Below are 22,925 nucleotides of genomic sequence, written 5' to 3'. Positions count from 1 at the left end.
GAAACATCATTTCATACTTCTTTTTTCATACGGCCGGCGGTCTGCACTGCCAGGCGGACCGCCGGCAAACTCCTTCCCTTATACGAACAGGCCCTCCGCACAGCAGGCGGAGGGCTTGTCTCGTATTGCAGGAATCATACCGGCCGCTCATGTGCTCAGGCCGGCAAACTGCGAGTCATAGAGCTTCGTGTAGAATCCGCCTTTCGCCATCAGCGATTCGTGCGTGCCCTGCTCGATAATCTTCCCGTCGCGCATCACGAGGATCGCGTCCGCGTGGCGGATCGTGGACAGACGGTGCGCGACGATGAAGCTGGTCCGTCCTTCCATCAGCTTGTCGAAGGCCTGCTGAATCCGAATCTCCGTCCGCGTGTCGATGCTGGAGGTCGCCTCATCGAGGATCAGCATCGGCGGCAGCGTCAGCATCACCCGCGTGATGCAGAGCAGCTGCTTCTGTCCCGCGCTCAGCGAATCATCGCGGACCGGCGTATCGAGGCCCTGCGGCATCCGGCGGATGAATTCCCAGCTGTGCGCCTCCTTCGCGGCCCGGATGATCTCCTCATCCGTGGCGTCCGGCCGTCCGAACGCGATATTCTCCCGCACCGTGGCGTCCTGCAGCCAGGTTTCCTGCAGCACCATGCCGTACTGGCGGCGCAGGGCGTGACGCGGCACGCCGCGGATGTCCTGACCGTCGATCCGGATGGAGCCCCCGTCCACATCGTAGAAGCGCATCAGCAGATTGATGAACGTGGTCTTGCCGCATCCGGTCGGTCCCACGATGGCGACCGTCATGCCCGGATCCGCGTGGAACGTGAAATGCTCGATCAGCTTCCGGCTCTTGTCATAGGAGAAGGCGGCATCGCCGATATCCACGGCGCCCTTCACGCCGCTCATCTCCCCGTCCGCGTCCGGGCTTTCCGGCTCCGCCTCGATCAGCTCGAAGACCCGCGCGGCGCAGGCCAGCGCGTTCTGCAGCTCCGTGATCACCGAGCTGATGTCGTTGAACGGCTTCATGTACTGATTCGCGTAGGAAAGCAGGACGGTCAGCCCGCCCACGGTCAGCGCCCCGGCCATGATCCGGAACGCGCCGATCAGCGCGACCAGCGCGTAGATCACGTTGTTCACGGCGCGGGTGGACGGGTTCGTCAGCGAGCTGAAGAACACGGCTCTCTGGGAATAGTACTGCAGCTCCCCGTTGAGCTCGCGGAAGCGTGAGGAGGCCCTGTCCCCGTACCCGAATGCCTTCACCACCTTCTCATTGCCGATCATCTCGTTGATCAGAGCGGTCTGGCGGCCGCGGATCTCCGTCTGGCGCCGGAACATCCGGTAGCTGCGGAACGCGATGAAGCGCGCCACAAGGAAGCTCACCGGCGTCAGCACAAGGACGAGCAGCGTGATCTCCAGATTCTTCGAGAACATGAAGACCAGCGTCATGATGATCGTGATCACGCCGGAGAAGAGCTGCTGAAAGCCCAGCAGCAGTCCGTCGGAGAGCTGATCCGTGTCCGCGATGACCCGCTGGACGATGTCGCCGGTGCTGTGGCTGTCAAGGTACGCAAGCGGCAGCACCTGAATCTGCCGGATCGCACGTCCCCGGATGTCCTGCACGGTCCGGTACGCAAGTCGGTTGTTGATGAGGTTCATGCCCCATGAGGCGAGGGACGCCGCCGCGAGCAGAATGCCGATCTTCACAAGGCTGGCGGAGATCCAGCCGAACCGGACCTTTCCCGCCCCGACGATCCCGTCGATCGCGTCGCCGAAGAGGATCGGGATATACAGCTGCAGCACGACGGTGACCGCGGCCAGCACGAAGCTCGCGGCCAGCAGCACCCGGTAACGGCCGATGAAGCGCAGCACCTTGCGGAGCGTCGTCATACTCGAGGCGTCAAACGTCTTTTTCTTCTCTGTCCTCTTCATCTCGCCGCCTCCTCTCCGTCTTTCTCCGCGCCTTCGCGCGAGCCGGACCGACGTACCCTTTCTTCACTATCACGATAATCCGAGTCTTTCTCCGCGCCTTCGCGCGAGCCGGACCGCCCGCGCGGGGCGGCCGCGCCGCCGTCATCCGTATTGTCTCCGTCCGCCCGGGACGCCGCGCCGCTTCCGGCCGTTTTTTCTCCGTCCGGCGAAGACGCAGGGCGTTCCTCCGGGAACTGGGAGTAGTAAATTTCCTGATAGGTGCCGCAGGTCCGCATCAGCTCGTCATGCGTTCCCGTTCCCGCCAGACGCCCGTCATCGAGAACGAGGATCCGGTCCGCCGTGCGGACGCTCGAAGTTCTCTGCGAAATGATGAAGACGGTCATGCTGCCTTCCAGCGCGTGCACCGCCTTGCGGAGCTTCAGGTCCGTCGCGAAATCCAGCGCGCTGGCCGAATCGTCCATGATGAGAATCTCAGGCTTCTTCACCAGCGCGCGGGCGATGGTCAGCCGCTGCCGCTGTCCGCCGGAGAGATTGCGTCCGTTCTGCTCGACGGCCGCGTCGAGGCCGCCGGCTTTGCCGTTGATCACCTCGGCGGCCTGCGCGGTTTCCGCCGCCGCCATCAGCTCCTCGTCCGAGGCGTTCTCATTGCCCCAGCGGAGATTGTCGCGGATCGTTCCCTCGAACAGGACTGCCTTCTGCGGCACGACGCCGATCCGGCTGGTGAGGACCCCGTCGGGATAAGCGGCAACCGGACGGCCGTCGACCTCCACCGTTCCCTTCGTCGCGTCGTAGAACCGCGGGATCAGATTCGCCAGCGTCGTCTTGCCGCTGCCCGTGCCGCCGATGATGCCGACGGTCTCACCCCGCCGGACCGTGAAGTCAAGGTCCGAAACCGCCTCGCCCCCGGAACCCGCGTAGGTGAAGGAGACGTGATGGAACGCCACCGCTTCCGGCGGCCGGCTTCCACCGGAAGTGCCGGCCGCCTCGTTCGACCCGGCGGCGCGGCCGGCTGCCTGTCCCGCGGACGCGTCCGGATAGACCATCGACGGCTTCACGTCGAACACGCTCTCGATCCGGTCCGCGCAGGCGATCGCCTTGTTGATCGTGATGATCAGAGAGGCAAGCTTCACCAGCTCCACGATCATCTGTGCCATATAGTTGTAGAGCGCGACCACGTCGCCCTGAAGAAGCCCGCCGGCCTGCACGCGGAGCGCCCCCACCCGGATCAGCACGATCGTGGCGATATTGATCAGCGCGTAGGTCGCGGGGTTCATCAGCGCGGAGAGACGGCCGACCCTCTCGTTCATCCTGGTGAGGGCGTCGTTCTTCGCGTCAAATTCCGCCGTCTCGGCCTCCTCCTTGCAGAACGCGCGGATCACCCGGACGCCGGTGAGATTCTCCCTCGTGGAACCGAGGAGCCCGTCCAGCGCGCTCTGAGCCTTCGTGAACAGCGGGATGCTCGCCAGCATGATCCCGAAAACCACCGCGCTGAGCACGGGGATTGCCACCACGAAGATCAGAGCGCACCGCACATCGATCGTGAAGGCCATCACCATCGAGCCGAACACAATGAACGGGCTCCGGAGCAGAAGACGGAGCGCCATGTTCAGCCCGTTCTGCACCTGATTGACGTCGCTGGTCATCCTCGTGATCAGCGTGTCCGTCCCCATCGTGTCCAGCTCCGTGTAGGAAAGCCGGCCGATATGGTCAAACAGAGCCTGACGGATCTCGGTGGCCGCCCCGATGCTGGCGCGAGCCGAGAACCACTGGGCTGTGAACGAAAACAGCATGCCCGCCGCGGCCAGCGTGATGAGGACCGCGAAGCGCCGGACGACATAGCCGCTGTCCTGACGGGCGATGCCGTTGTTGATGATCGCGGCCACCACCAGCGGAACCAGCAGGTCCATCAGCGCCTCGAGCATCTTGAAAGACGGTGCCAGCACGCTGTCCAGCCGATAGTTTTTCAGATATTTCAAGAGTTTCCGCATCGCAGATCTCCCTTTCCAGGCCGGTCTCTCAAGGCCCGCGCAGTGTTTTTCATCATACCACACCGCAGGCCTCCCGAACAGCGGAACCGCTGTTGAAAAAGACCGCGCGGCGGTCGGGAGCGCATATAAAACCCGCTTCCGAGCCCGTTCCGCCTCCCGGCGGAACCGCCGGAACAAAAAAAGAGGCCGCCCTCCGGCAGCCTCTTTTCATTCTCTGTGTCTTTTGTCATGCCTCGTCTTCGCCGGTCTCCGCTTCAGCTTCCTCCCGCGCGACGGTCTCCGCGTACCGGTTAAGGATCATGGTCTGAATCTCGCCGCGGGTCTGTGAGTTGATCGGGTGCGCGATGTCGCGGTATTCCCCGTCCGCCGCCTTTCTGCTTGGCATCGCGATGAAAAGCCCCTTCTCGCCCTCGATCACCTTGATGTCATGAACTACGAATTCGTCATCGATCGTGATGGAGACAACCGCTCTCATCTTCCCTTCCTTTGATATTTTTCGAACTCTGACATCCGTGATATTCATATTGTTTTCCTCGCTGTTTCTTTTACACACCTTCCTGAGAGGCCGGAGTGCCTTTGATTGTCTTTAGATGGTGTATCGTTCGTTTTTCTCGATGACGATCTTGATGCCGTTTTCTCCGCAGTGGTAGGAGTTGGCCCTGATGGTATCCCTGCTCTCCACTACGCAGTTTTCAATATGTGTGTTGTCGCCGATATAGACGTCATTCAGTATGATCGAGTTTCTGATATAGCAGTTGTTGCCGATGAAGACCTTCTTGAAAATCACCGAATCCTCCACCGTTCCGTTGACGATGCAGCCCGACGCGACGAGAGAGTTTTTCACGACGCAGCCGGGGTTGTACTTTGCCGGCGGATTGTCGTCCACCTTTGTGTAGATCGTGGAGCCCTGTCGGAAGAAATAATCCCGCACCTCCGGCTTCAGAAAATCCATATTGGTGCGGAAGTAGGATTCCACCGTCGAGATGTTGCTCCAGTAGGTATTGATCTTGTACCCGTAGATCCGCTTGAGATCCTTGTACCGGATCAGAATATCCTTCACGAAGTCCGAGCGGTCCTCCTGGGCGCACCGCTCGATCATCTCGATCAGCTGGCGCCGCCGGATCACGTAGATTCCCGTTGAGATCACGTTGAACCGCGACACCATCGGCTTCTCGTCGAATTCCTCGATCCGGGCGTCCTCGTTCATTCTGAGCACGCCGAACCGGTTGACGTCGTCGTCCCGGCACTCGGTGCAGACCACGGTGATGTCGGCCCGCTTGGCGATGTGGAACTCCAGCACCTTGTTGAAATCCAGCTTGTAGATGCCGTCGCCGGATGCGATCACGACGTACGGCTCATGGCTCTGGCGGAGCCAGCTGAGATTCTGATAGATCGCGTCCGCCGTCCCGCGGTACCACCAGCTGTTCTTGCTGGTGATGGTCGGGGGGAAGAGGAAGAGACCGCCCTGCTTCCGGCCGAAGTCCCACCATTTGGAGGAGCTCAGGTGCTCATTGAGCGAGCGCGCGTTGTACTGCGTCAGGACGGCCACTTTCTGAATATGCGAATTGGTCATATTCGAGAGGGCGAAGTCGATCGCCCGGTAGCTCCCCGCCATCGGCATCGCCGCGATGGCCCGCTTGCTCGACAGCTCCCTCATCCGGTTGTTGTTGCCGCCGGCCAGAATCATTCCCACAGCCCTCATGAGTTCTCACCGTCCTTCTCGTCATGCCTGATGATTGCCCCGCCGCTCACGAGTTCGCCGTTCGGATAGTCCCCGGCTTCTGTCTTCCCGAGGATCGCCGTGTTCCGGCCGATGCGCACGTCCGGCGGAATGACGGAACTCTCACCCACCGTGACGAGCCCGAAGGCGTACACCTTCTTATTGTAGACATTGGGCGCGTCCTCGCCGACGCCCAGCACCGCGCGGTCCCCCACGACGACGTTCTGCGCCAGAATCGAGCGGTTCACCTCCGCTCCCGCTCCGATCCGGCATTCCTGCATCACGATCGAGTCCCGGACCACCGCGCCCTCCTCGATCCGGACGCCCGGACCGATCACGGAACTGTGGACCTCGCCGTAAATCTCGGAGCCCTCGCCGATAATGCACTTGTCGACCACCGCCGACGACGCGATGTAATCCGGGGGAATGATGTCCCCCCGCGTATAGATCTTCCAGAACTCCTCGTAGAGGTTGAATTCCGGAATGACGTCGATCAGCTCCATGTTGGCCTGCCAGTAGGAGCCGAGCGTGCCGACGTCCTTCCAGTAGCCGTTGAACTCATAGGCAAACAGCCGCAGGCCCTGCTCCCTGCAGAACGGAAGCACGTGCTTGCCGAAATCCAGATTGGACTGATCCTTCAGCCGGATCAGCGCGTGCTTGAGCACCGGCCAGCTGAAAATGTAGATTCCCATCGAGGCCAGATTGCTCTTCGGGTGCTCCGGCTTCTCCTGAAAATCCGTGATCCGCCCGGCTTCGTCCGTCACCATGATGCCGAACCGCGGCGCCTCCTCCATCGGCACGGGCATGACGGCGATCGTCACGTCGGCGCGGTTCGCTTTGTGATAGTCCAGCATGACCTCGTAATCCATCTTGTAGATGTGGTCGCCGGACAGGATCAGCACATAATCCGGGTTGTACTGCTCCATATATTCCAGATTCTGATAGATCGCGTTGGCCGTACCCGTATACCAGTCCGTATTGCCGATCCGCTCATACGGAGGGAGCACGGTCACGCCGCCCACGTTCCGGTCAAGGTCCCAGGGGATCCCGATGCCGATATGCGTATTCAGACGAAGCGGTCGGTACTGCGTCAGCACACCGACGGTATCGATGCCGGAATTGATGCAGTTGCTCAGAGGAAAATCGATGATCCTGTATTTTCCTCCGAACGAAACGGCGGGTTTTGCCACATTGTCCGTCAGCACGCCAAGGCGGCTTCCCTGGCCTCCGGCGAGCAGCATGGCGATCATTTCCTTCTTGATCATAAACTCACCTCTCATGCAGTAAAGAATATTCGGTCAACTGAAGTATAACACACTGTTTCCCAATAGTGAACATATAATAAAAGCCTTGTGCTCATTTTGGTGTTTTTTCGTCAATTTTTACAGGGCTATGCCCCCGGCGGCCGTCACGTTATTTCTTGTGCAACCCGTCCCTTCCGAAGAAGCGCCGTTGTGGTATACTGATAAGGAATATGGCTGCTCTGGCAGTGAAAACGGATGATTTCGCGCCGTAAAAGAGCGGCGCGCCGGTCATAACCGGTTCCGCGCGTTCCCTGAGAACCGAAGAGGCCGCGGGGCGAAAATCTGCAAGAAAGTGGAGAAAAATATGTATCAGATTGATTTCAGCAAACCTCAGTTCCTGCATTTCATAGGGATCGGCGGCATCAGTATGAGCGGTCTTGCCGAAATCCTGCTCGACAAAGGATTCCGCGTCTCCGGCTCGGACGCGCACGAGTCCGCGCTGACGGACCGTCTCCGTGAGCAGGGCGCGGAGATCTTCATCGGCCAGTCCGCTGAGCACATCCGCCCCGATATCGACTGCGTCGTGTACACCGCGGCGATCCATCCGGACAACCCCGAGTGGAAGGCGGCGAAGGACGCCGGCATCCCGATGCTCACCCGGGCCCAGCTGCTTGGCGAGATCATGCGGAATTACCGTCTCCCCATCGCAGTGGCGGGCACCCACGGCAAGACGACCACCACCTCGATGGCGTCGCACATCCTGCTTGAGGGCGGTCTCGATCCGACGATCACGGTCGGCGGCATGCTTCCGGTCATCGGCGGCAACATCCGCATCGGTCACTCCGACAGCTTCATCGCCGAGGCATGCGAATACACGAACAGCTTCCTCTCCTTCTGTCCGAAGGTCGAGGTCATCCTCAACGTGGACGCCGATCATCTGGATTTCTTCAAGGATCTGGACGACATCGCAAGGAGCTTTCACCGCTTCGCCGCCCTCCTTCCGAAGGACGGCACGCTGATCATCAACCGGGACTTCGGCAAGTATCAGGACGTGGTCCGCGGCATCGACGCAGAGATCATCACCTGCAGTATGAAGGAGGAAGCGGACTACACCGCCGGCGGACTGAGCTTCGACTCCAACGGCTGCGCCTCTTTCATCTGCTTCGAGAAGGGCGGGCCGCTGGGCTCCTTCACGCTCCTGGTGCCGGGTATCCACAACGTCTCCAACGCGCTCGCGGCCATCGCGCTCGGACGGAAGCTCGGGCTGTCCGTGGAGACGATCCGCCGCGGACTGCTTTCCTTCCGCGGCACCGAGCGCCGGTTCGAGTACAAGGGCCAGTACAAGGGCGCCACAGTCATCGACGACTACGCCCACCATCCGACGGAGATCCGCGCGACGCTGGCGGCGGCGAAGAATTATCCCCACAAGAGGCTGATCGTCGCGTTTCAGCCGCACACCTATACACGGACCAGGGCACTTCTCCCCGAATTTGCGGACGCGTTATCCACCGCCGACGAGGTCGTTCTCGCGGATATCTACGCGGCACGGGAGAAGAACACCATCGGGATCTCCTCCGACGACCTCCGGCGCGAAATCGCCGGGAGAGGAACGAAAGCTTCCTATTTTGACAGCTTCCGCGGGATCGAGGACTATCTGGATACGGTCCTTCAGCCCGGCGATCTGCTGATCACGATGGGGGCCGGCAACATCGTCGAGGTGGGCGAGGACCTGCTGAAGCGCTGAGTTATCCACACCGTGAACCGGATCCACACCCGCCCGTCTCGCTGCGTGTGCATAATTCGTGGATTTCTTTGTGGATACGGTGTATAAATCATCTGGTATAATCCCTCTGTAATGATCGTACGGTGCGGCCCGTCCGGCAGTCAGAGACGCCGCCCGCGGCTTCAGATCGGGAAAACGGGGTTATGATGGAACAGATTCGGATCCTCTCCTGCTGTCCGCAGGATGTAACGGTGATCGGCAACGCGTTTCTTGACCGCTTCCTTCCGGAGGCGAACGGTGACTTTCTGCGGGTCTATCTCTACCTGCTCCGCTCCGCCGGACGGCGGAACGACGGCTTCACGCTCTGCAGCGTGGCCGACCGGCTCAACTGTACGGAGAACGACGTGCTCCGCGCGCTCCGCTACTGGGAACGCGAGAAAGTGCTCGGGCTGACCTGCGCGGAGGACGGCTCGATCACCGAAGTCCGGTTTCTGAGCTACCGCACGCCGGCGGAGGAGCCGGGACCGGTGCCGGAGAAAGCGTCCGAGATCACCTCGGAGCGGATGTCCCAGCTGGGCGAAAACGAGGAGATCCGCGAGCTCTTCTTTGTGGCCCAGCAGTACATCGGCCGGCCGCTCAGCCATTCCGAGATGCAGAAAATCTGCTTCTTCTACGACACGCTGCATTTCTCGACGGACCTGATCGACTATCTGATCGACTACTGCGTGAGCCGCGGCAAAATGAGCTTTCACTATATGGAGAAGGTCGCGCTCAGCTGGAAGGAACAGGGAATCTCCACCGTGCACGAGGCCCGCGTCAGCGTCGGCAGCTATCACCGCGAATACTACGATATCCTGAAGGCGCTGGGCATCAACAACCATCATCCGATCGAGGCCGAGATCAGGCTGATGCGGAAGTGGCTGGAGACCTACCGTTTCCCGATGGAGATCATCGGCGAAGCCTGCTCCAGGACACTGATGGGGACCGGCAAGCCGACGCTCGCCTACGCGGACAGCATCCTCACCCGCTGGTTTCACGCCGGCGTCCGTTCCCTCGAGGACGTGAAGAAGCTGGACGACGCGCACGAGAAGACCGCGCGGGAGAAGAAGACGGCGGGAAAGACGAAAAAGCCGGCCAATGCATTTACCGAATTTGACCAGCGGGATTACAACTACGACGAACTGGAATCGCAGCTGCTGCAGAACTGACAGAAACATGTGCGCGATGCACTGAGGATGGCGATGTCATTATCAAATGCACAGTTTGACGCCGTGATGCGTCACTACGATGAGATCCGGGAGCAGAAACGTCACGAGCAGAACGCGCGGACGGAGGAGGTCTACGGGGCGATCCCCGAAATCCTTCATCTGGACGACGAGATCGCCGCGCGGAGCATGGACGCCGCGAAGGCGCGGATCGCCGATCCGGGCGCCGATCTGTCCGGCTACCGCTCGAGCATGCAGCGGATCGCCGCGCGGAAGAAGGAGCTTCTGCTCGCCCACGGCTATCCGGAGGATTATCTCGAGCTTCAGTACGAATGTCCCGTCTGCCGGGACACCGGCTTTGCGGACGGGCGCCGGTGCGCCTGCTTCGAACGGGCCGCCGCCGAAATCGTATACGGAAAATACGGCCTGAAGAAGGTGCTCGACCGGGAGAACTTCGGCAGCTTTTCATTTGAATGGTATTCTGATACAATAGTGGACGCTTCGACGGGGAAAACGCCCCTCGACTGCGCAAAAAACGGCTGGGAGGCGGCCCACCGGCTCCTCGACAGTCTGGATGAGCCGGACCAGAATCTCTACATCTACGGGAACACGGGGACGGGAAAAACGTTTCTCTCCCACTGCATCGCCAGGGATGCTCTGGATCTCGGCCACTCCGTCCTGTACTTCTCCGCGGGCGAGTTCTTCGACGTGCTCGCGGGCACCGTTTTCGGACACAGCGGCGACCGGCACGCCGGAAGCGATCTGATCCGCACCGTGGACCTTCTGATCATCGACGACCTCGGCACAGAGGTCACGAATTCGTTCACCTCCTCGGAGCTCTTCCGGGTCATCAACAGCCGGATCACGGACAGCCGCTCGACGGTCATCTCGACGAACCTCGCTCTCAAGGATATGGCGACGAAGTATTCGGAGCGGATTTTCTCGAGAGTCACCAGCCACTACTCCATCGTCAAGCTGACGGGAGACGATATTCGGATTCGCATGAAATTAGCGGAGGCAAAAACTTGAATACGAACATGACGGACACCCAGGCGAAACCGGTTCTGACAACCATCCCGGAGGGAAGACTGGCGATCATTCCGATGAAGAGCACCACCGAAATCGGAAAAAAGGTCGACAACTACCTCGTGCAGTGGAGGAAGGAGCGCGTGACCGCCGGCCAGGCTTCGGACGACAACGGCTACTGCCGGGATTCCTTCATCGTGGAGGCGAACACGCCGCGCTTCGGCACCGGCGAGGCCAAGGGCGAGATCAAAACCTCGATCCGCGGCGACGATCTCTATATTCTCGTCGATGTCATGAACTACAGCGTCACCTACAAGATGAACGGCTTTGAGAACGTGATGTCCCCGGACGATCACTTTCAGGACCTGAAGCGCGTCATCGCGGCCGCCGGGAAGAAGGCGCGCCGCGTGAGCGTCATCATGCCCTATCTCTACGAGGGCCGTCAGATCAAGCAGAACGGGCGCGAATCTCTCGACTGCGCCGGCGCCCTCCAGGAGCTGATGGACCTCGACGTGGAGAACATCATCACCTTCGACGCCCACGACGCGCGGGTGCAGAACGCGATCCCCTACTCCGGCTTCGAGACGGTCAGCCCGGCCTACCAGTTCATCAAGAACGTGCTTCGCGCCGATCCGGATCTCACCATCGACAGCAGCCATCTGCTGGTCGTCAGCCCGGACGAGGGCGGGATGGGCCGCGCGATCTATCTCGCCAACGTGCTCGGCATCGACATGGGTATGTTCTACAAGCGCAGAGACTTCTCCACGGTTGTCAACGGCTCGAACCCGGTCGTCGCCCACGAGTTCCTCGGCCCCGATGTCGAGGGCAAGGACGTCATCATCATCGACGACATGATCTCCTCCGGCGACGCGGTGCTTGAGACGGCCCAGCTTCTGAAGAAGAAAAAGGCCGGCAAGATCTTCATCTGCGCCACCTTCGGGATTCTGACGGGCGGAACCACGCCCTTCGACAGTGCCTACAAGCGGGGCCTCTTCACGAAGCTGATCACGACGAATCTCGTCTACCAGCCCGAGGAGCTGCTGAAGAAGCCCTACTACATCAGCTGCGACATGAGCAAGTACATCGCGCTGATCATCGACACCCTGAACCACGACTGCTCGCTCTCCGGCCTCCTGAATCCGGTGGACCGGATCAACCGGGTGCTGGAGCGGTACGCGAGGGGAGAAAAAATCTGAATTTCACCGCATGAAAGACGGGCGGGCACGGAGTTTTCTCCGTGCCCGCCCTCTTTTTGACGAACGGCTCCCGTCAGCCTTCCGGCTCCCTGCTCTGAAGCTGCGAGATCAGCCCCTTCAGCCGCCGGGACAGCCTCATGTTTTCCCCGTAGTCGACAGGGCAGTCAATAATCGCCGGCACCTTCTGCTTCAGCGCTTCCCTGAGCACCGTCGCCAGCTCCTCCGCCTTATGGATCCGGTAGCCCTTGCAGTGAAAGCTCTCCGCAAGCATCACGAAATCAGGATTGGAAAAATCGACATAGCAGGACGAATGATACCGCTCCATCTGTTTCCACTTGATGAGCCCGTAGCTGTCGTCATGGAAAATCAGAACGACAAAGGCGGTTCCGATCCGGACGGCCGTCTCGAGCTCCTGCAGATTCATCAGAAAGCCGCCGTCCCCGGTGACGGTGACGACCTTTCGGTCCGGATAGGTCAGCTTCGCGGCGATCGCGCCCGGAAGACCGATGCCCATCGTGGCAAAGCCGTTGGAGATGATGCAGGTGTTCGGCTCGTAGCAGTTGTAATGACGGGCGATCCACATCTTGTGCGCGCCGACATCGGACAGCAGAATGTCATGCGGCCCGAGCACGGAGCGGATATCGGCCAGAATCTTCTGCGGCTTCATCGGAAAGCTGACATCGCCGGCCGCGCGTTCCTGCTCCGCCGCCATCTCCGCCCGGATCGCCAGCGGACGCTTCGGCTCCTCCTTTGGCGAGCACCGGAGCATGATAGAACGGAGTGAGGACGAGATATCGCCCATCACCTCTGTTTCCGGCTGGAACAGCTTGTTGACATGGCAGGCGCGGCTGTCAATGTTCAGGATTTTATGGCTCCGGTTCTGGTTCCACTTGATCGGCGCGTACTCCACAATATCGTATCCGACCGTGATCACCAGATCCGCCTCGTCGATCAGCACGTTCTGATAATCCTTCTGAGGAAGCCCGATTGTCCACATGGAATACGGACTGTCAAAAGGAATGATACCCTTTGCCATCATCGTATTGATCACGGGAATATGCAGCGTCTCCGCGAACTCCGTCAGCGCGGCAGCCGCCCTTGAGCGGACAGCACTGTGTCCGGCGAGAACAATCGGATTTTTCGCCATAAAAATCAGCGAAGCCGCTCTCTCCACGCTCCCGACATCGGCCAGTTCGATATGCGGCGCGGAGTGACGGAGCGGCGCCGCGCTGATCTCCGGGACCTCAAGCTGCGCGATGTCGCACGGCAGATCGATGAAGCCGGCGCCCGGCTTCTCGCTCTCCGCGTACTTGAAGGCGATCCGGACAATTTCGTTGATCGACCCCGGGTTGACCACCATCTTGCTCCTCTTCGTGATCGGCTCGAACAGCTCGACCAGATTGACATACTGATGAGAGGTCAGCTGGGAACGGGCCGTCTCGACCTGACCGGAAATCGCGATCAGCGGCGCCCCGTCAAGGTTCGCGTCCGCTACGCCCGTGATCAGATTGGTCGCGCCGGGTCCCAGTGTGGACATGCAGACGCCCGCTTTTCCGGTCAGCCTTCCGACGACGTCGGCCATAAAGGCGGCCCCCTGCTCATGACGCACCGTGATGAAGCGGATCGAAGACTTCTTCAGCGCCTCCATCACGGCCAGATTTTCTTCGCCCGGAATCCCGAAAATATACCGGACGCCTTCGTTTTCAAGACAGCGCACCAGCGCTTCTGCTGTATTCATCCTGTTGTCTCCTCCGGCAGCGTCACTTCCGCTTCCGCCAGCACAAAATCCGAGTCTTCCCGTGCCTTCAGCAGAACCGTACCCGTTTCTTCTTCCTTCGTCCGTTCGATCAGACAGAAACCGGCGGCCGGAAGCGAATACGCATGCTCTCCCGCAACCGTTCCCGCTCCGGAAACGGCATACAGTCCCGTGAACCTGCCTCTCAGATGAAGCTCAAGCGTGCCGCCGGCCGGAACCGTCAGATACCGGATTTCCCCCTGCGCGCCGCCTTTCAGCATCAGATTGAAATCCCGGCATATCCCGCTTGAGACCGTATAATCGCCGCCCGCGAAGCGGTCCGACTCCCCCTCCGAAAGACGGATCGCCGGTCCGTCTCCATGGCGAAGCGTCACCGCCCCCTCGATCGGCATCAGAAGCCGCTCCGTGTCCGGAAGCTCCGTGAAGACGGAGAACGGCTCCCTGCAGTACGCGGTGCTGATCCGGAAAGTGAAGCGGCGCTCCGCGTAATCACTTTCCTCCGGAAAAATCGCGAGCTCGGTCGTCGTTCCGCCGGACCACTTACTTGTCTTCTGCTCTTTCTGCCCTGTGATTCTGATCTTCATCTGTGACAGACACTGACTCCTTTTTTATATACTTCGTGCACCTGATTGACCGCCGTGTTGTAAACAAGAAACTCATACTCCGGATGGTTCAGAACCACGAGATCCGCCTGCTTGCCCGGTTCGATGCTGCCGATCCGGTCCGCCCGTCCGATCGCGGCCGCGCCGTTGAGGGTCAGAGCGCAGAGCGCTTCCGGCAGACTCATATGCATATGAATCACCGCCAGCGCGAAGAGAAGCGGAATCGAGCCGGTGAAGCAGCTCCCCGGATTGTAATCGCTGGCCAGCGCCACCGCACAGCCTGCATCAATCAGCTTTCTGGCCGGAGCGTACGGTTTTGCGAGACAGAACGCGGTGCAGGGAAGGAGCGTCGCGACCGTCCCGCTGCCGGCAAGGTCCCGGATTCCCTGATCCGATATCATCAGCAGATGATCCGCCGACACGCTGTGAAGCCCTACGGCAAGTTCCGCGCCGCCCGTCGACATGATCTCATCCGCGTGGATCTTCGTCCCGAAACCCATCGCGGAGGCCGCGGACAGAAGTTTTTCCGACTGCGCCGCGGTGAACACGCCGTCCTCGCAGAAAATATCGACGAAGGCGGCGAGACGCTCCTCCCGGATCAGCGGAAGCATCTCCCGGATCATCCAGTCGATGTACCCGTCCGGGCGGTCCCTGTATTCCCTCGGAACAGAGTGCCCGCCAAGGTAGGTAGGGGTGATCTCAACCGGCTGCTCTTTGTCCAGCTTCCGCATCACGCGGAGCATCCGGAGCTCGGTGTCCCGGTCAAGACCGTACCCGCTCTTTCCTTCCATCGAGGTCACGCCCATCTGAAGCGCATCCCGGAGACGCGCGCGCCCCTCCCGATCCATCTGCTCTTCCGTCTCGTTTCTGGTTTTCTCCACCGTACACTCGATCCCGCCGCCCGCTTTATGAATCGCGAGATAGGACTCGCCGGCAAGACGCATCATGAACTCCTCCGGGCGGTATCCTCCGAACAGGAAATGCGTGTGGGAATCGACGAATCCGGGAACGACCGCATGACCGGAGAGATCCCGGATTTCCGCGCCGTCACGATACGAGGACAGGATCGTATCCGTATCCCCGACCGCCAGAATGTTCTCTCCTTCGATGACAACCGCCGCGTCACGGGTCACGCTGAGTTCGTTCATCCGGGCTCCTTGCCGCGCCTCACGTCCTTTCGGCGTCGCCAGCTCCGCTATATGCGCCAGAATCGTCCTTTTCATGATGTGCCACCTCTTTCCGGTTCATCCAGCCTTCTCATGGTATCGCGTACCCTCTCCCGGATTTCCTCCTCATCCACCGTCTGGATCACGCCGTTCAGAACCGTCGTTCTGCCGCCGACCATGACCGTTCTGACAGCTGTCGGCTCGAGTGAGTAGACGATGTTGGGCATCACCTGCTCAAGAGAATCGCTGACCGGCATCATCGAGAAATCGTCGAGGTCGATGCCCGTGAAATCCGCGTCAAAGCCCTCCTCGATCCGTCCGCCGTGAAACCCGAGCAGATCGGATCCGTTCGCTGTCCCCATCTCAAAGGTCTGCTGATAATTGACGCACAGCGCGTCGCATGTCTTCGCTTTCTGCAGAAGCGAACACATCCGCATCTCCTCGAATACGCTGATCCGGTTGTTGCCGCAGGCTCCGTCCGCGCCGAGCGCGATCTTTACCCCCGCCTTCATCATATGCGGGATATCCGTGATGCCGTCCGCGAGGAACATGTTGCTCGACGGACAGTAGATGAGAGAGCCGCCTTTCACGCCGAGCGTATCGATCTCCTCCGGCGTGAGCCATACGCCGTGGATGATCACCAGCGAATCGTCGACGACGCCGATATGGTCAAGATACTCGAGCGGCGTCATGCCGCCGTGCTCTTTCTTCACCTGCTCGACCTCAAACCGTTCCTCCGAGACATGCATGTGGAATTTCGTGCCCAGCTCCGCGGCCAGCTCATGCCCCGCAAGCACCATATCCGTGGAGGCGGCATGAAGAGAATGAGGCGCCGGCAGGACGCTGACCATCGGATCAGCCTGATACTTTCTGTGCAGCGCCCTTGTGCTGGAGACTGCGGTTTCGATGCTCTCCACATAGCCCGACGGCGCGCCCGTCCAGTCGTACATCGTCCGCACAAGCCCGATGCGGAGCCCCAGATCCCGCGCCGCCTTCAGAACGGCCTCATCGCTGTCCGTTCCGAAGTTATGAAGGTAAAAGAACTCCCCGACGCAGGTGACGCCGCGCTTCATCATCTCCGCAAACGCGAACAGCGCGCCGTTGTAGGTATCCTCGAGGCTCATCTTAGGAGAGTAGTAGTACAGGGACCGGTCCCGCCATTCAAGAAACGGCCGGTCCGCCGCGATGCCCCGCAGCAGGATCTGGAAATTGTGGCTGTGCGCGTTCACCGTCCCCGGAACAAGGACCTGACGCGGAAGCGTCCGGATCTCCGCGCCCGGAGTTTTTCTCAGAGTCTCCGCCTCTCCGATCTTCGCGATCTTTCCATCCTGCACGAGGACGGCCCGATTCCGCTCGAAGCCGTTCTTTGTATAGAGAAGTTCCGGTATGATGACGTTCATCTTGATTCATCCCCTTTCTGATTCATGCAGTGACGCTTCCATCCTCCCGCCCAGGTCGAAAACGATACCGCGGACGGCCCGCTCCTTGTATGCCTTTTCTCCTTCCCGGATGCGAAGCTTCGGAGGCCGGGTCCGTTTCATCCGGATGGCTGAAATCCGGCCGGACAGAGAATCCGCCAGCCGGCCCCATACCTGCCCTCCCCCTGCCGTGCCGTCGACGATCTCCGCCGCCTCATCCAGCACGACCGGATGCGCGTCGACCGCCCCGAGCACGCCCTCCACGCCGGCAAACACACCCTTCTCCGTCCGCCATGTCATGCAGAGGGACAGCTCCGCGACCGTGACTGCCTCTCTTCCGCCCAGCTTCAGAAAGCAGCTCCGCCGTCCGGGCCTCATCGGAATCCGGATCCTTGTGATGATCTCATCCGGCCTCAGCGCCGTCCTTGAAACGCCCGTGATCAGCGCTTCAACCGGGAGGCGGCGGAGAGCGCCGCCTCCCCTCATAATCTCCGCCTCCGCGTGGTACATGGTCAGAACCGGGATCATGTCGCCGGCCACTGAAGCGTTGCCGAGATTTCCGCCGATTGTGCCCTTGTTCCGGATCTGACGGGATCCGACACGGGCGCATGCCATCCCCAGCGCCTCAAGATACGGCTCGTTTCTCACCCGGCTGTCCGACGCGATCGAAGCGAAATTTTCCATCGCGCCGATCACGAGTCCGTCCGCTTCTCCGAAGATGCCGTACAGTTCCCGGACTCTGCAGACAGAGAGCAGTAACGGGATCGTCCCCTCGCGGTTCCGGATCCGGATGATGAGATCCGTACCGCCGGCCAGTATCTTCGAACCCTCCTCCATCTGAAGAAGCGCGTCCGATAAACCGGCGAGACTCTGTGGCTGCAGATACGTTTTCACCTCCATACCGACGCCTCCTTATCCGTCCTCCGGGCCGCTGACAGCCTGGATCGCCCGGATCACCTCGCGGTAACCGGTACAGCGGCAGATATTGCCCGCAATCGCGTTCCGGATCTCCGCCTCATCCGGATGCGGATTTTCCATCAGCAGCGCCTGGGCGGACATCACCATCCCCGGCGTGCAGAATCCGCACTGGATCGCCCCGTGATCGGCAAAGGACTGCTGAAGCGGGCTCAGGCTGCCGTCTTCCGCTTCCAGCCCTTCGATCGTCAGAAGCTCGCAGCCGTCGATCTGACCGGTCAGCGTCAGACACGCGTGAACCGCCCTGCCGTTCAGAATCACCGTGCAGGCGCCGCATTCGCCTTCGCCGCACCCTTCCTTTGTTCCGGTCAGATGGAGATCCTCCCGGAGATAGTCAAGGAGCCGTCTGGCGGGGTCCACGTCGTCCGTCCTCTTTTTTCCATTCAGTACAAACGAAATCCTCATACCGGGCCTCCCCCCTCAGTCCGCGGTCCGGAATCCGGCCGCCTCCGGATCCGGCCGGCCCGCGAGAGCCTCAAGAATCACCGGAGGCGTCAGCGGGCAGCGGTTGAGATGCAGCCCGAGAGCCTGATTCACCGCCTCGACGCAGGCCGGCGCCACCGGCGCCGTCACCACTTCGCCGAGCCCCTTCGCGCCGAACGGGCCGGTCGGCTCCGCGTCCTCGATAAACAGCGCGTCGTATGCCGGCATATCGGCTGCATTGCACATCTCATAGTTCCTGAACCCTGTGATCAGTGTCTGTCCGGTCTTCGGATCGATCTTGATCTCTTCACGGAGAGCCCAGCCGATTCCCTGCTGGATTCCGCTGCCGATCTGGCCGAAGCAGAGATCCGGATTGATCCTCTTCCCGATGTCATGAACCGAGAGACAATGAAGCACCTTCACCTGCCCTGTGTACGTATCGACCCGGACCTCGGTAAAATGAGCGGCCGCGGTCCCCGGATTGGCCGAAGCATGACCCGTGACGGCGCAGAACAAATCTTCCCCCCGTGAAAAAACCGCGTATTCCCAGATTTCACGCCATTCCTTCCGGATCTTCGGGTTCATTTCGGAGGAGAAGAAGCCGTCCGTATAACGGATCGTCTCCGGATGGCATTTGAGAAGCATCGAGGCCAGCGTCCGTCCCTTTTCGATCATCTCTTCCGCGCACCGGATGACCGCCTGACCGAACACATAGACGGACCGGCTCGCGTAGCATCCGTAATCGTAGCCCGTCACATCGGTGTCAGCCTCATGCACCTCGATCCGGCCGGGATCGATCTGCAGCGCTTCCGCGCAGATCTTCTTCATCGCCGTCACGGTGCCGCCGCCATGGTCATGGATCGGCATCGTGAGGATCGCCGATCCGTCGTCCGCCATACGGAGAATGCAGTCGGCCCGCTCGTTCAGATACGGATAAAAGGAGCTGGTGTGGGAACATAAGGCCATCCCGCAGCCGTAGCGGTACCGTCCGCCCTGTCTGTTCCTCTCCCTGCAGGCGGCCACTTTCTGATCCCATCCGAACCGCTCCCTGCCCTTCTCCAGCACATCCCTGAATCTTGCGTTCGATACGGAAGCCCGGTTCATCCTGTCCCGGTCAAACGGCTGATGCACGTTGCGCAGCCTCAGCTCCACCGGGTCGATGCCGAGGATCCGGGCCGCCTCGTTCAGGTTCGGCTCAAGACCGATCGCGAGCTCCGCTGTGCCCCAGCTCCGGAAGCTGCCGTTGCAGGGTGTGGTGGTGCAGTAGGACTGTCCCAGATATTCCACGTTGGGAATCCGGTAGGTCTTCGTGAGCTTGTTTCCGATCCCCCGGAGGTAGGACGGGCTTACGGTCTGATACGCGCCCGCATCAAGGTTCATCTCCACCTTAAGTCCCTGAATCGTCCCGTCCCTCGTCCATTTCGTCTCAACCGTGCAGTCGAGGTCATGCCGGAGCAGCGTTCCGGTGATCTGCTCCTCCCTGGTGAAGTGACAGAGGACGTCGGCCCGGAGATCAAAGGCCGCGAAGGCGACAAGAGGTTCCAGAACCATCTCCTGCTTGACGCCGAAGGACCCTCCCATCAGCGCCTTGACGACACAGACTCGGTTGTACGGAAGGCCGAGCAGATCCGCGACGGTAGAACGGACGCCGTAGGCCGTCTGGCATCCGCTCCAGACGGTAAGACGCCCGTCGCTCTTGTCAAACCGGGCGCGCACGGACTGCGTCTCCATGCACATATGCGTCATCCGCCCGGCGTGCATCGCCGTCCGGACCACGACATCCGCCTTCGCCCCGTCATAGTTTCCCAGAGTTCTCCGGTACGGTTTGCCGTCAGCCGGATACAGATTGCCATCGCGGTGGAGCTTCGGCGCTCCGTCCGACCGGGCTTCGTCCTGCGTCATGACAAGCGGCAGAGGCTGATACTCAACCCGGATCAGCCGGCACGCTCTGCGCGCGGTCTCTTCCGATTCCGCGACGACCGCGGCGACCCGCTCCCCGAAGAAGCGCACTTCCCGGTCAAACAGCTTCTCCTGATTCGGAACGCTGTCCGCCTCTGCCCGGCTGACCCGTCCTCTGTCAAAGTACCGGTCCGGCGTATTCTGATACGTATAAATCGCCCGGACGCCGGGAAGCCACGCGCCGGAGGCGTCGATCGACGCGATGAGGCCGTGTCCGACCGCAGACGGTTTATAAGCCAGATACAGCATGTCCACCGACTGCATGTCCGACGTATAGACCGCGTGTCCCGTCACCTTGCCGTACGCGCGGTCATTCGATGTCGCTTTTCCGATATACCGATACTCCCGCATGCTCCCGCTCCCGGCGTTTCTCACCGTAATCCGAAGGCGTCCTCCGCGATTTCCACGATATGCTTCGCGGTTCCGTCCACACCCAGCACACTGCTGTTGATCAGAAGATCCTTGTGCAGAATGTCCTCCGGCTTGTACCGGGCGTAGCGGAGATGGAAGGATTCTCTGGCTTCATCCACGCTCCGGATCATGTCAATGGCTTCCTCTTCCTGCATATGAAGCGTCTCGATGCAGTTCCGGATCCGGTCCCGGTACGGAGCGTAGATATAGACATGCAGACAGCCGGGCTGGTTCTCCAGAATATAGTCGCTGCAGCGGCCGACGATCACGGAGCTTTCCGTGCGGGCGATGTCCGTGATGATATCCCGTTCCACCGCAAAAATCTCATCCTGTCTGGCCGTAGTGCCCCGGCCAAGCGGATACTTCATCCGCCAGAATTTCGTCTTCGCCCGCTCTTCCTCGTCGCTGATCAGCCGCACGGGATAATGAAGCTTCTGGGAAACCTGCTCCACGATGTCGCGGTCATAATAGTGAATCTTCAGGGCGTCGGCGATCTCCCGCGCGATCGGACGGCCCAGCGAGCCGAACTGTCTCGTTATCGTGATGGTATAATTCATGGCCTGTCCATCCTTTCATACACTGACAATCTCGCCTCTGGCGCGGCGGTAGGAATACCGCTCAAGCCGGCTCAGCAGCATGTTCACGATCAGCGCCAGCGCGCCGGTCAGAATCGTCCCCCAGAGAATGATCCCGACGTTGACGGTCCGCAGTCCGTCGAAAAGCAGAACGCCGAGCCCGCCGGCATTGATGGTCTGGGCAATCGTCGCGCTGCTGATCGTAACGATCGCGGCGATCCGGATCCCGCTGATGATCACCGGAAGCGCAAGCGGAAGCTGCACCCGGAGAAACATCTGCGTGCCGGTCATCCCCATTCCTCTGGCCGCCTCCAGGGTGGACCGGTCCACGCCGTCGAAACCCGCGAGGATATTGCGCACCAGCACGAACTGGGAATAGATCACGAGCACCACGATTGCGTTCGGCTTGCCGAGCCCCAGAATCGGGATCAGAATCGCGAAAAACGCCATGCTCGGGATCGCGTAGAGCGCGCCGAGCACCGCCACAACCGGCTTTCTCAGCCAGCGGAGCTTCATCAGCAGAAGGCAGATCAGAACCGCGATCGCAAGCCCGATCAGAAGCGACAGCCCGCAGAGCTCCAGATGGTCGAGGACATCCTGAATCATATCGTCCCAGTGACGGGAACCATAGCGCAGAAATTTCTCCATAGCGGTTACCTCGTCTCTTCTCCCGCAAGCGCGGCCAGATCATTCCATGTCACCTTGCCCCGGATCTGATCGTTCCGGTCATCCTTCACATAGACGGTTCTTCCGCGGTCCTCGAGGAAGAGAATCATCAGATCCTCAAGCGACGCGTCCGAAGCCACGACGGCCGCGCCGGACGGCATCGTATCCGTCTCCTTCATGACGGCGGACACATGAATTCTCTTCATCCGGGTGATCGGATCATCCGCTGCGACAAACTTCCTCACGAAATCGTTCGCCGGATGCATCATGATCTGATCCGGCGTATCGAACTGCTGGAGCTTGCCCGCGTCCATGATGATCACGCGGGTGCCGAGGAGGAACGCCTCCTCGATGTCGTGCGTCACGAAGAGGATCGTCTTGCCGGTCTGCTTCTGGAGCCTCAGAACCTCCTGCTGAAGCGTATTTCTCGTGATCGCGTCGATCGCGCCGAATGGCTCGTCCATCAGCATAATGCTCGGGTCGGCCGCCATCGCCCGGGCGATGCCGACCCGCTGCTGCTGGCCTCCGGACAGCTGTCTCGGGAAGCGTTTCCGGTACGTCGCGGGATCAAGATTGACCATCCTGAGCAGCTCATCGACCCGGCTGCTGATTCTGGCCGCATCCCATTTGAGGATATTCGGGACGACCGCGATGTTGTCCTCCACGGTCATATGCGGAAACAGCCCGCCGGCCTGCACGACGTATCCGATCTTCCGCCTCTGCTCCACGGGATCCAGCTTCCTGATGCTCTGCCCGCAGAAGATGATGTCCCCGGACGTGATGCTGTAGAGCTGATTGACCATCTTCATCATGGTTGTCTTGCCGGAACCGGACGTCCCGAGGATCGTGACAAACTCCCCGTCGTGAATGTCGAGTGAAACATCCTCCACGGCGTAGTTCTCCATTCCGGGAAACCGTTTGTACACATGCTGAAAAGAGATCGCTGTTTCGGACATCG

At 60.5% G+C, this 22,925-nt stretch carries 19 protein-coding genes; 4 read left to right on the top strand and 15 right to left on the bottom strand.

What is annotated here, in order from left to right:
- Window positions 1-147: 147 nt before the first annotated feature.
- From G4C92_RS09040 to G4C92_RS09020, 5 genes are all read right to left on the bottom strand, one after another.
- Window positions 148-1,914, bottom strand: coding sequence for an ABC transporter ATP-binding protein (locus tag G4C92_RS09040; protein WP_274939538.1), 1,767 nt, complete (start codon window positions 1,912-1,914; stop codon window positions 148-150).
- Window positions 1,911-3,902: an ABC transporter ATP-binding protein gene (locus G4C92_RS09035; protein ID WP_274939537.1), complete on the bottom strand. Its 1,992-nt coding sequence runs from the start codon at window positions 3,900-3,902 to the stop codon at window positions 1,911-1,913. Before G4C92_RS09035 ends, G4C92_RS09040 begins: the two co-directional genes overlap by 4 nt.
- 226 nt (window positions 3,903-4,128) lie before the next feature.
- Window positions 4,129-4,425 carry a septation regulator SpoVG gene (gene spoVG, locus G4C92_RS09030; RefSeq protein ID WP_274939536.1) on the bottom strand — a complete coding sequence of 99 codons (297 nt, stop codon included), beginning with the start codon at window positions 4,423-4,425 and terminating at the stop codon, window positions 4,129-4,131.
- 63 nt (window positions 4,426-4,488) lie between these two features.
- Window positions 4,489-5,604: a glucose-1-phosphate adenylyltransferase subunit GlgD gene (glgD, locus tag G4C92_RS09025; protein ID WP_274939535.1), complete on the bottom strand. Its 1,116-nt coding sequence runs from the start codon at window positions 5,602-5,604 to the stop codon at window positions 4,489-4,491.
- A complete protein-coding gene (locus tag G4C92_RS09020) occupies window positions 5,601-6,887 on the bottom strand; it encodes a glucose-1-phosphate adenylyltransferase (RefSeq protein WP_274939534.1) in 1,287 nt (428 codons plus the stop codon). Before G4C92_RS09020 ends, glgD begins: the two co-directional genes overlap by 4 nt.
- A gap of 343 nt (window positions 6,888-7,230) precedes the next feature.
- On the opposite strand from G4C92_RS09020, the gene murC reads away from it, so the two are divergent.
- From murC to G4C92_RS09000, 4 genes are all read left to right on the top strand, one after another.
- On the top strand, window positions 7,231-8,610 hold the full coding sequence (gene murC / locus G4C92_RS09015) for a UDP-N-acetylmuramate--L-alanine ligase (RefSeq protein ID WP_274939533.1): 1,380 nt from the start codon (window positions 7,231-7,233) through the stop codon (window positions 8,608-8,610).
- A 182-nt stretch (window positions 8,611-8,792) separates the two neighbouring features.
- On the top strand, window positions 8,793-9,797 hold the full coding sequence (locus G4C92_RS09010) for a DnaD domain protein (protein ID WP_274939532.1): 1,005 nt from the start codon (window positions 8,793-8,795) through the stop codon (window positions 9,795-9,797).
- Window positions 9,798-9,824: 27 nt separating this feature from the next.
- A complete protein-coding gene (locus G4C92_RS09005) occupies window positions 9,825-10,823 on the top strand; it encodes an ATP-binding protein (protein WP_274939531.1) in 999 nt (332 codons plus the stop codon).
- 8 nt (window positions 10,824-10,831) lie between these two features.
- Window positions 10,832-12,016, top strand: coding sequence for a ribose-phosphate pyrophosphokinase (locus G4C92_RS09000; RefSeq protein ID WP_274941988.1), 1,185 nt, complete (start codon window positions 10,832-10,834; stop codon window positions 12,014-12,016).
- A gap of 73 nt (window positions 12,017-12,089) precedes the next feature.
- Here the strand turns inward: G4C92_RS09000 and G4C92_RS08995 are convergent, their stop codons facing one another.
- From G4C92_RS08995 to G4C92_RS08950, 10 genes are read right to left on the bottom strand one after another with little or no spacing between them, the layout of a single operon-like run.
- The gene (locus G4C92_RS08995) at window positions 12,090-13,754 is read right to left on the bottom strand and encodes an acetolactate synthase large subunit (protein ID WP_274939530.1); all 1,665 of its coding nucleotides are present in this window, start codon (window positions 13,752-13,754) and stop codon (window positions 12,090-12,092) included.
- The gene (locus G4C92_RS08990) at window positions 13,751-14,356 is read right to left on the bottom strand and encodes a HutD family protein (protein ID WP_274939529.1); all 606 of its coding nucleotides are present in this window, start codon (window positions 14,354-14,356) and stop codon (window positions 13,751-13,753) included. The genes G4C92_RS08995 and G4C92_RS08990 overlap by 4 nt, the downstream gene beginning before the upstream one ends.
- Window positions 14,353-15,597, bottom strand: coding sequence for an imidazolonepropionase (gene hutI, locus G4C92_RS08985; protein WP_274939528.1), 1,245 nt, complete (start codon window positions 15,595-15,597; stop codon window positions 14,353-14,355). Before hutI ends, G4C92_RS08990 begins: the two co-directional genes overlap by 4 nt.
- Window positions 15,594-16,940, bottom strand: coding sequence for an amidohydrolase family protein (locus G4C92_RS08980; protein WP_274939527.1), 1,347 nt, complete (start codon window positions 16,938-16,940; stop codon window positions 15,594-15,596). Before G4C92_RS08980 ends, hutI begins: the two co-directional genes overlap by 4 nt.
- A gap of 6 nt (window positions 16,941-16,946) precedes the next feature.
- The gene (locus G4C92_RS08975; protein WP_274939526.1) at window positions 16,947-17,858 is read right to left on the bottom strand and encodes an FAD binding domain-containing protein; all 912 of its coding nucleotides are present in this window, start codon (window positions 17,856-17,858) and stop codon (window positions 16,947-16,949) included.
- Window positions 17,859-17,870: 12 nt separating this feature from the next.
- Window positions 17,871-18,338, bottom strand: a complete 468-nt coding sequence (locus G4C92_RS08970; RefSeq protein ID WP_274939525.1) for a (2Fe-2S)-binding protein — start codon at window positions 18,336-18,338, stop codon at window positions 17,871-17,873.
- A 15-nt stretch (window positions 18,339-18,353) separates the two neighbouring features.
- Complete coding sequence (locus G4C92_RS08965) at window positions 18,354-20,666, bottom strand: xanthine dehydrogenase family protein molybdopterin-binding subunit (protein WP_274939524.1); 2,313 nt, start codon at window positions 20,664-20,666, stop codon at window positions 18,354-18,356.
- A gap of 20 nt (window positions 20,667-20,686) precedes the next feature.
- Window positions 20,687-21,283 (bottom strand): cytidylate kinase-like family protein, encoded by a 597-nt coding sequence (locus G4C92_RS08960; RefSeq protein WP_274939523.1) that lies wholly within the window; start codon window positions 21,281-21,283, stop codon window positions 20,687-20,689.
- 15 nt (window positions 21,284-21,298) lie between these two features.
- Entirely contained in the window at window positions 21,299-21,949 is a 651-nt protein-coding gene (locus G4C92_RS08955; RefSeq protein WP_274939522.1) for an ABC transporter permease, read from the bottom strand.
- A 5-nt stretch (window positions 21,950-21,954) separates the two neighbouring features.
- On the bottom strand, window positions 21,955-22,923 hold the full coding sequence (locus G4C92_RS08950) for an ABC transporter ATP-binding protein (RefSeq protein ID WP_274939521.1): 969 nt from the start codon (window positions 22,921-22,923) through the stop codon (window positions 21,955-21,957).
- Between the last annotated feature and the right edge of the window lie 2 nt (window positions 22,924-22,925).

Origin of the sequence: Chordicoccus furentiruminis, from assembly GCF_019355395.1 — a bacterium.
GTDB classification, from domain to species: Bacteria; Bacillota; Clostridia; order Lachnospirales; family Lachnospiraceae; genus Chordicoccus; species Chordicoccus furentiruminis.
The sequence above is the reverse complement of the archived record's forward strand: the minus strand, read 5'-3'. Positions and strand labels throughout refer to the sequence as shown.

What these genes read in the sequence shown, in the direction of transcription:
- G4C92_RS09040 (WP_274939538.1), bottom strand. Translation starts at nt 1,914, where the DNA reads ATGAAGAGGACAGAGAAGAAAAAGACGTTTGACGCCTCGAGTATGACG.
- G4C92_RS09035 (WP_274939537.1), bottom strand. Translation starts at nt 3,902, where the DNA reads ATGCGGAAACTCTTGAAATATCTGAAAAACTATCGGCTGGACAGCGTG.
- spoVG (WP_274939536.1), bottom strand. Translation starts at nt 4,425, where the DNA reads ATGAATATCACGGATGTCAGAGTTCGAAAAATATCAAAGGAAGGGAAG.
- glgD (WP_274939535.1), bottom strand. Translation starts at nt 5,604, where the DNA reads ATGAGGGCTGTGGGAATGATTCTGGCCGGCGGCAACAACAACCGGATG.
- G4C92_RS09020 (WP_274939534.1), bottom strand. Translation starts at nt 6,887, where the DNA reads ATGATCAAGAAGGAAATGATCGCCATGCTGCTCGCCGGAGGCCAGGGA.
- murC (WP_274939533.1), top strand. Translation starts at nt 7,231, where the DNA reads ATGTATCAGATTGATTTCAGCAAACCTCAGTTCCTGCATTTCATAGGG.
- G4C92_RS09010 (WP_274939532.1), top strand. Translation starts at nt 8,793, where the DNA reads ATGATGGAACAGATTCGGATCCTCTCCTGCTGTCCGCAGGATGTAACG.
- G4C92_RS09005 (WP_274939531.1), top strand. Translation starts at nt 9,825, where the DNA reads ATGGCGATGTCATTATCAAATGCACAGTTTGACGCCGTGATGCGTCAC.
- G4C92_RS09000 (WP_274941988.1), top strand. Translation starts at nt 10,832, where the DNA reads ATGACGGACACCCAGGCGAAACCGGTTCTGACAACCATCCCGGAGGGA.
- G4C92_RS08995 (WP_274939530.1), bottom strand. Translation starts at nt 13,754, where the DNA reads ATGAATACAGCAGAAGCGCTGGTGCGCTGTCTTGAAAACGAAGGCGTC.
- G4C92_RS08990 (WP_274939529.1), bottom strand. Translation starts at nt 14,356, where the DNA reads ATGAAGATCAGAATCACAGGGCAGAAAGAGCAGAAGACAAGTAAGTGG.
- hutI (WP_274939528.1), bottom strand. Translation starts at nt 15,597, where the DNA reads ATGAAAAGGACGATTCTGGCGCATATAGCGGAGCTGGCGACGCCGAAA.
- G4C92_RS08980 (WP_274939527.1), bottom strand. Translation starts at nt 16,940, where the DNA reads ATGAACGTCATCATACCGGAACTTCTCTATACAAAGAACGGCTTCGAG.
- G4C92_RS08975 (WP_274939526.1), bottom strand. Translation starts at nt 17,858, where the DNA reads ATGGAGGTGAAAACGTATCTGCAGCCACAGAGTCTCGCCGGTTTATCG.
- G4C92_RS08970 (WP_274939525.1), bottom strand. Translation starts at nt 18,338, where the DNA reads ATGAGGATTTCGTTTGTACTGAATGGAAAAAAGAGGACGGACGACGTG.
- G4C92_RS08965 (WP_274939524.1), bottom strand. Translation starts at nt 20,666, where the DNA reads ATGCGGGAGTATCGGTATATCGGAAAAGCGACATCGAATGACCGCGCG.
- G4C92_RS08960 (WP_274939523.1), bottom strand. Translation starts at nt 21,283, where the DNA reads ATGAATTATACCATCACGATAACGAGACAGTTCGGCTCGCTGGGCCGT.
- G4C92_RS08955 (WP_274939522.1), bottom strand. Translation starts at nt 21,949, where the DNA reads ATGGAGAAATTTCTGCGCTATGGTTCCCGTCACTGGGACGATATGATT.
- G4C92_RS08950 (WP_274939521.1), bottom strand. Translation starts at nt 22,923, where the DNA reads ATGTCCGAAACAGCGATCTCTTTTCAGCATGTGTACAAACGGTTTCCC.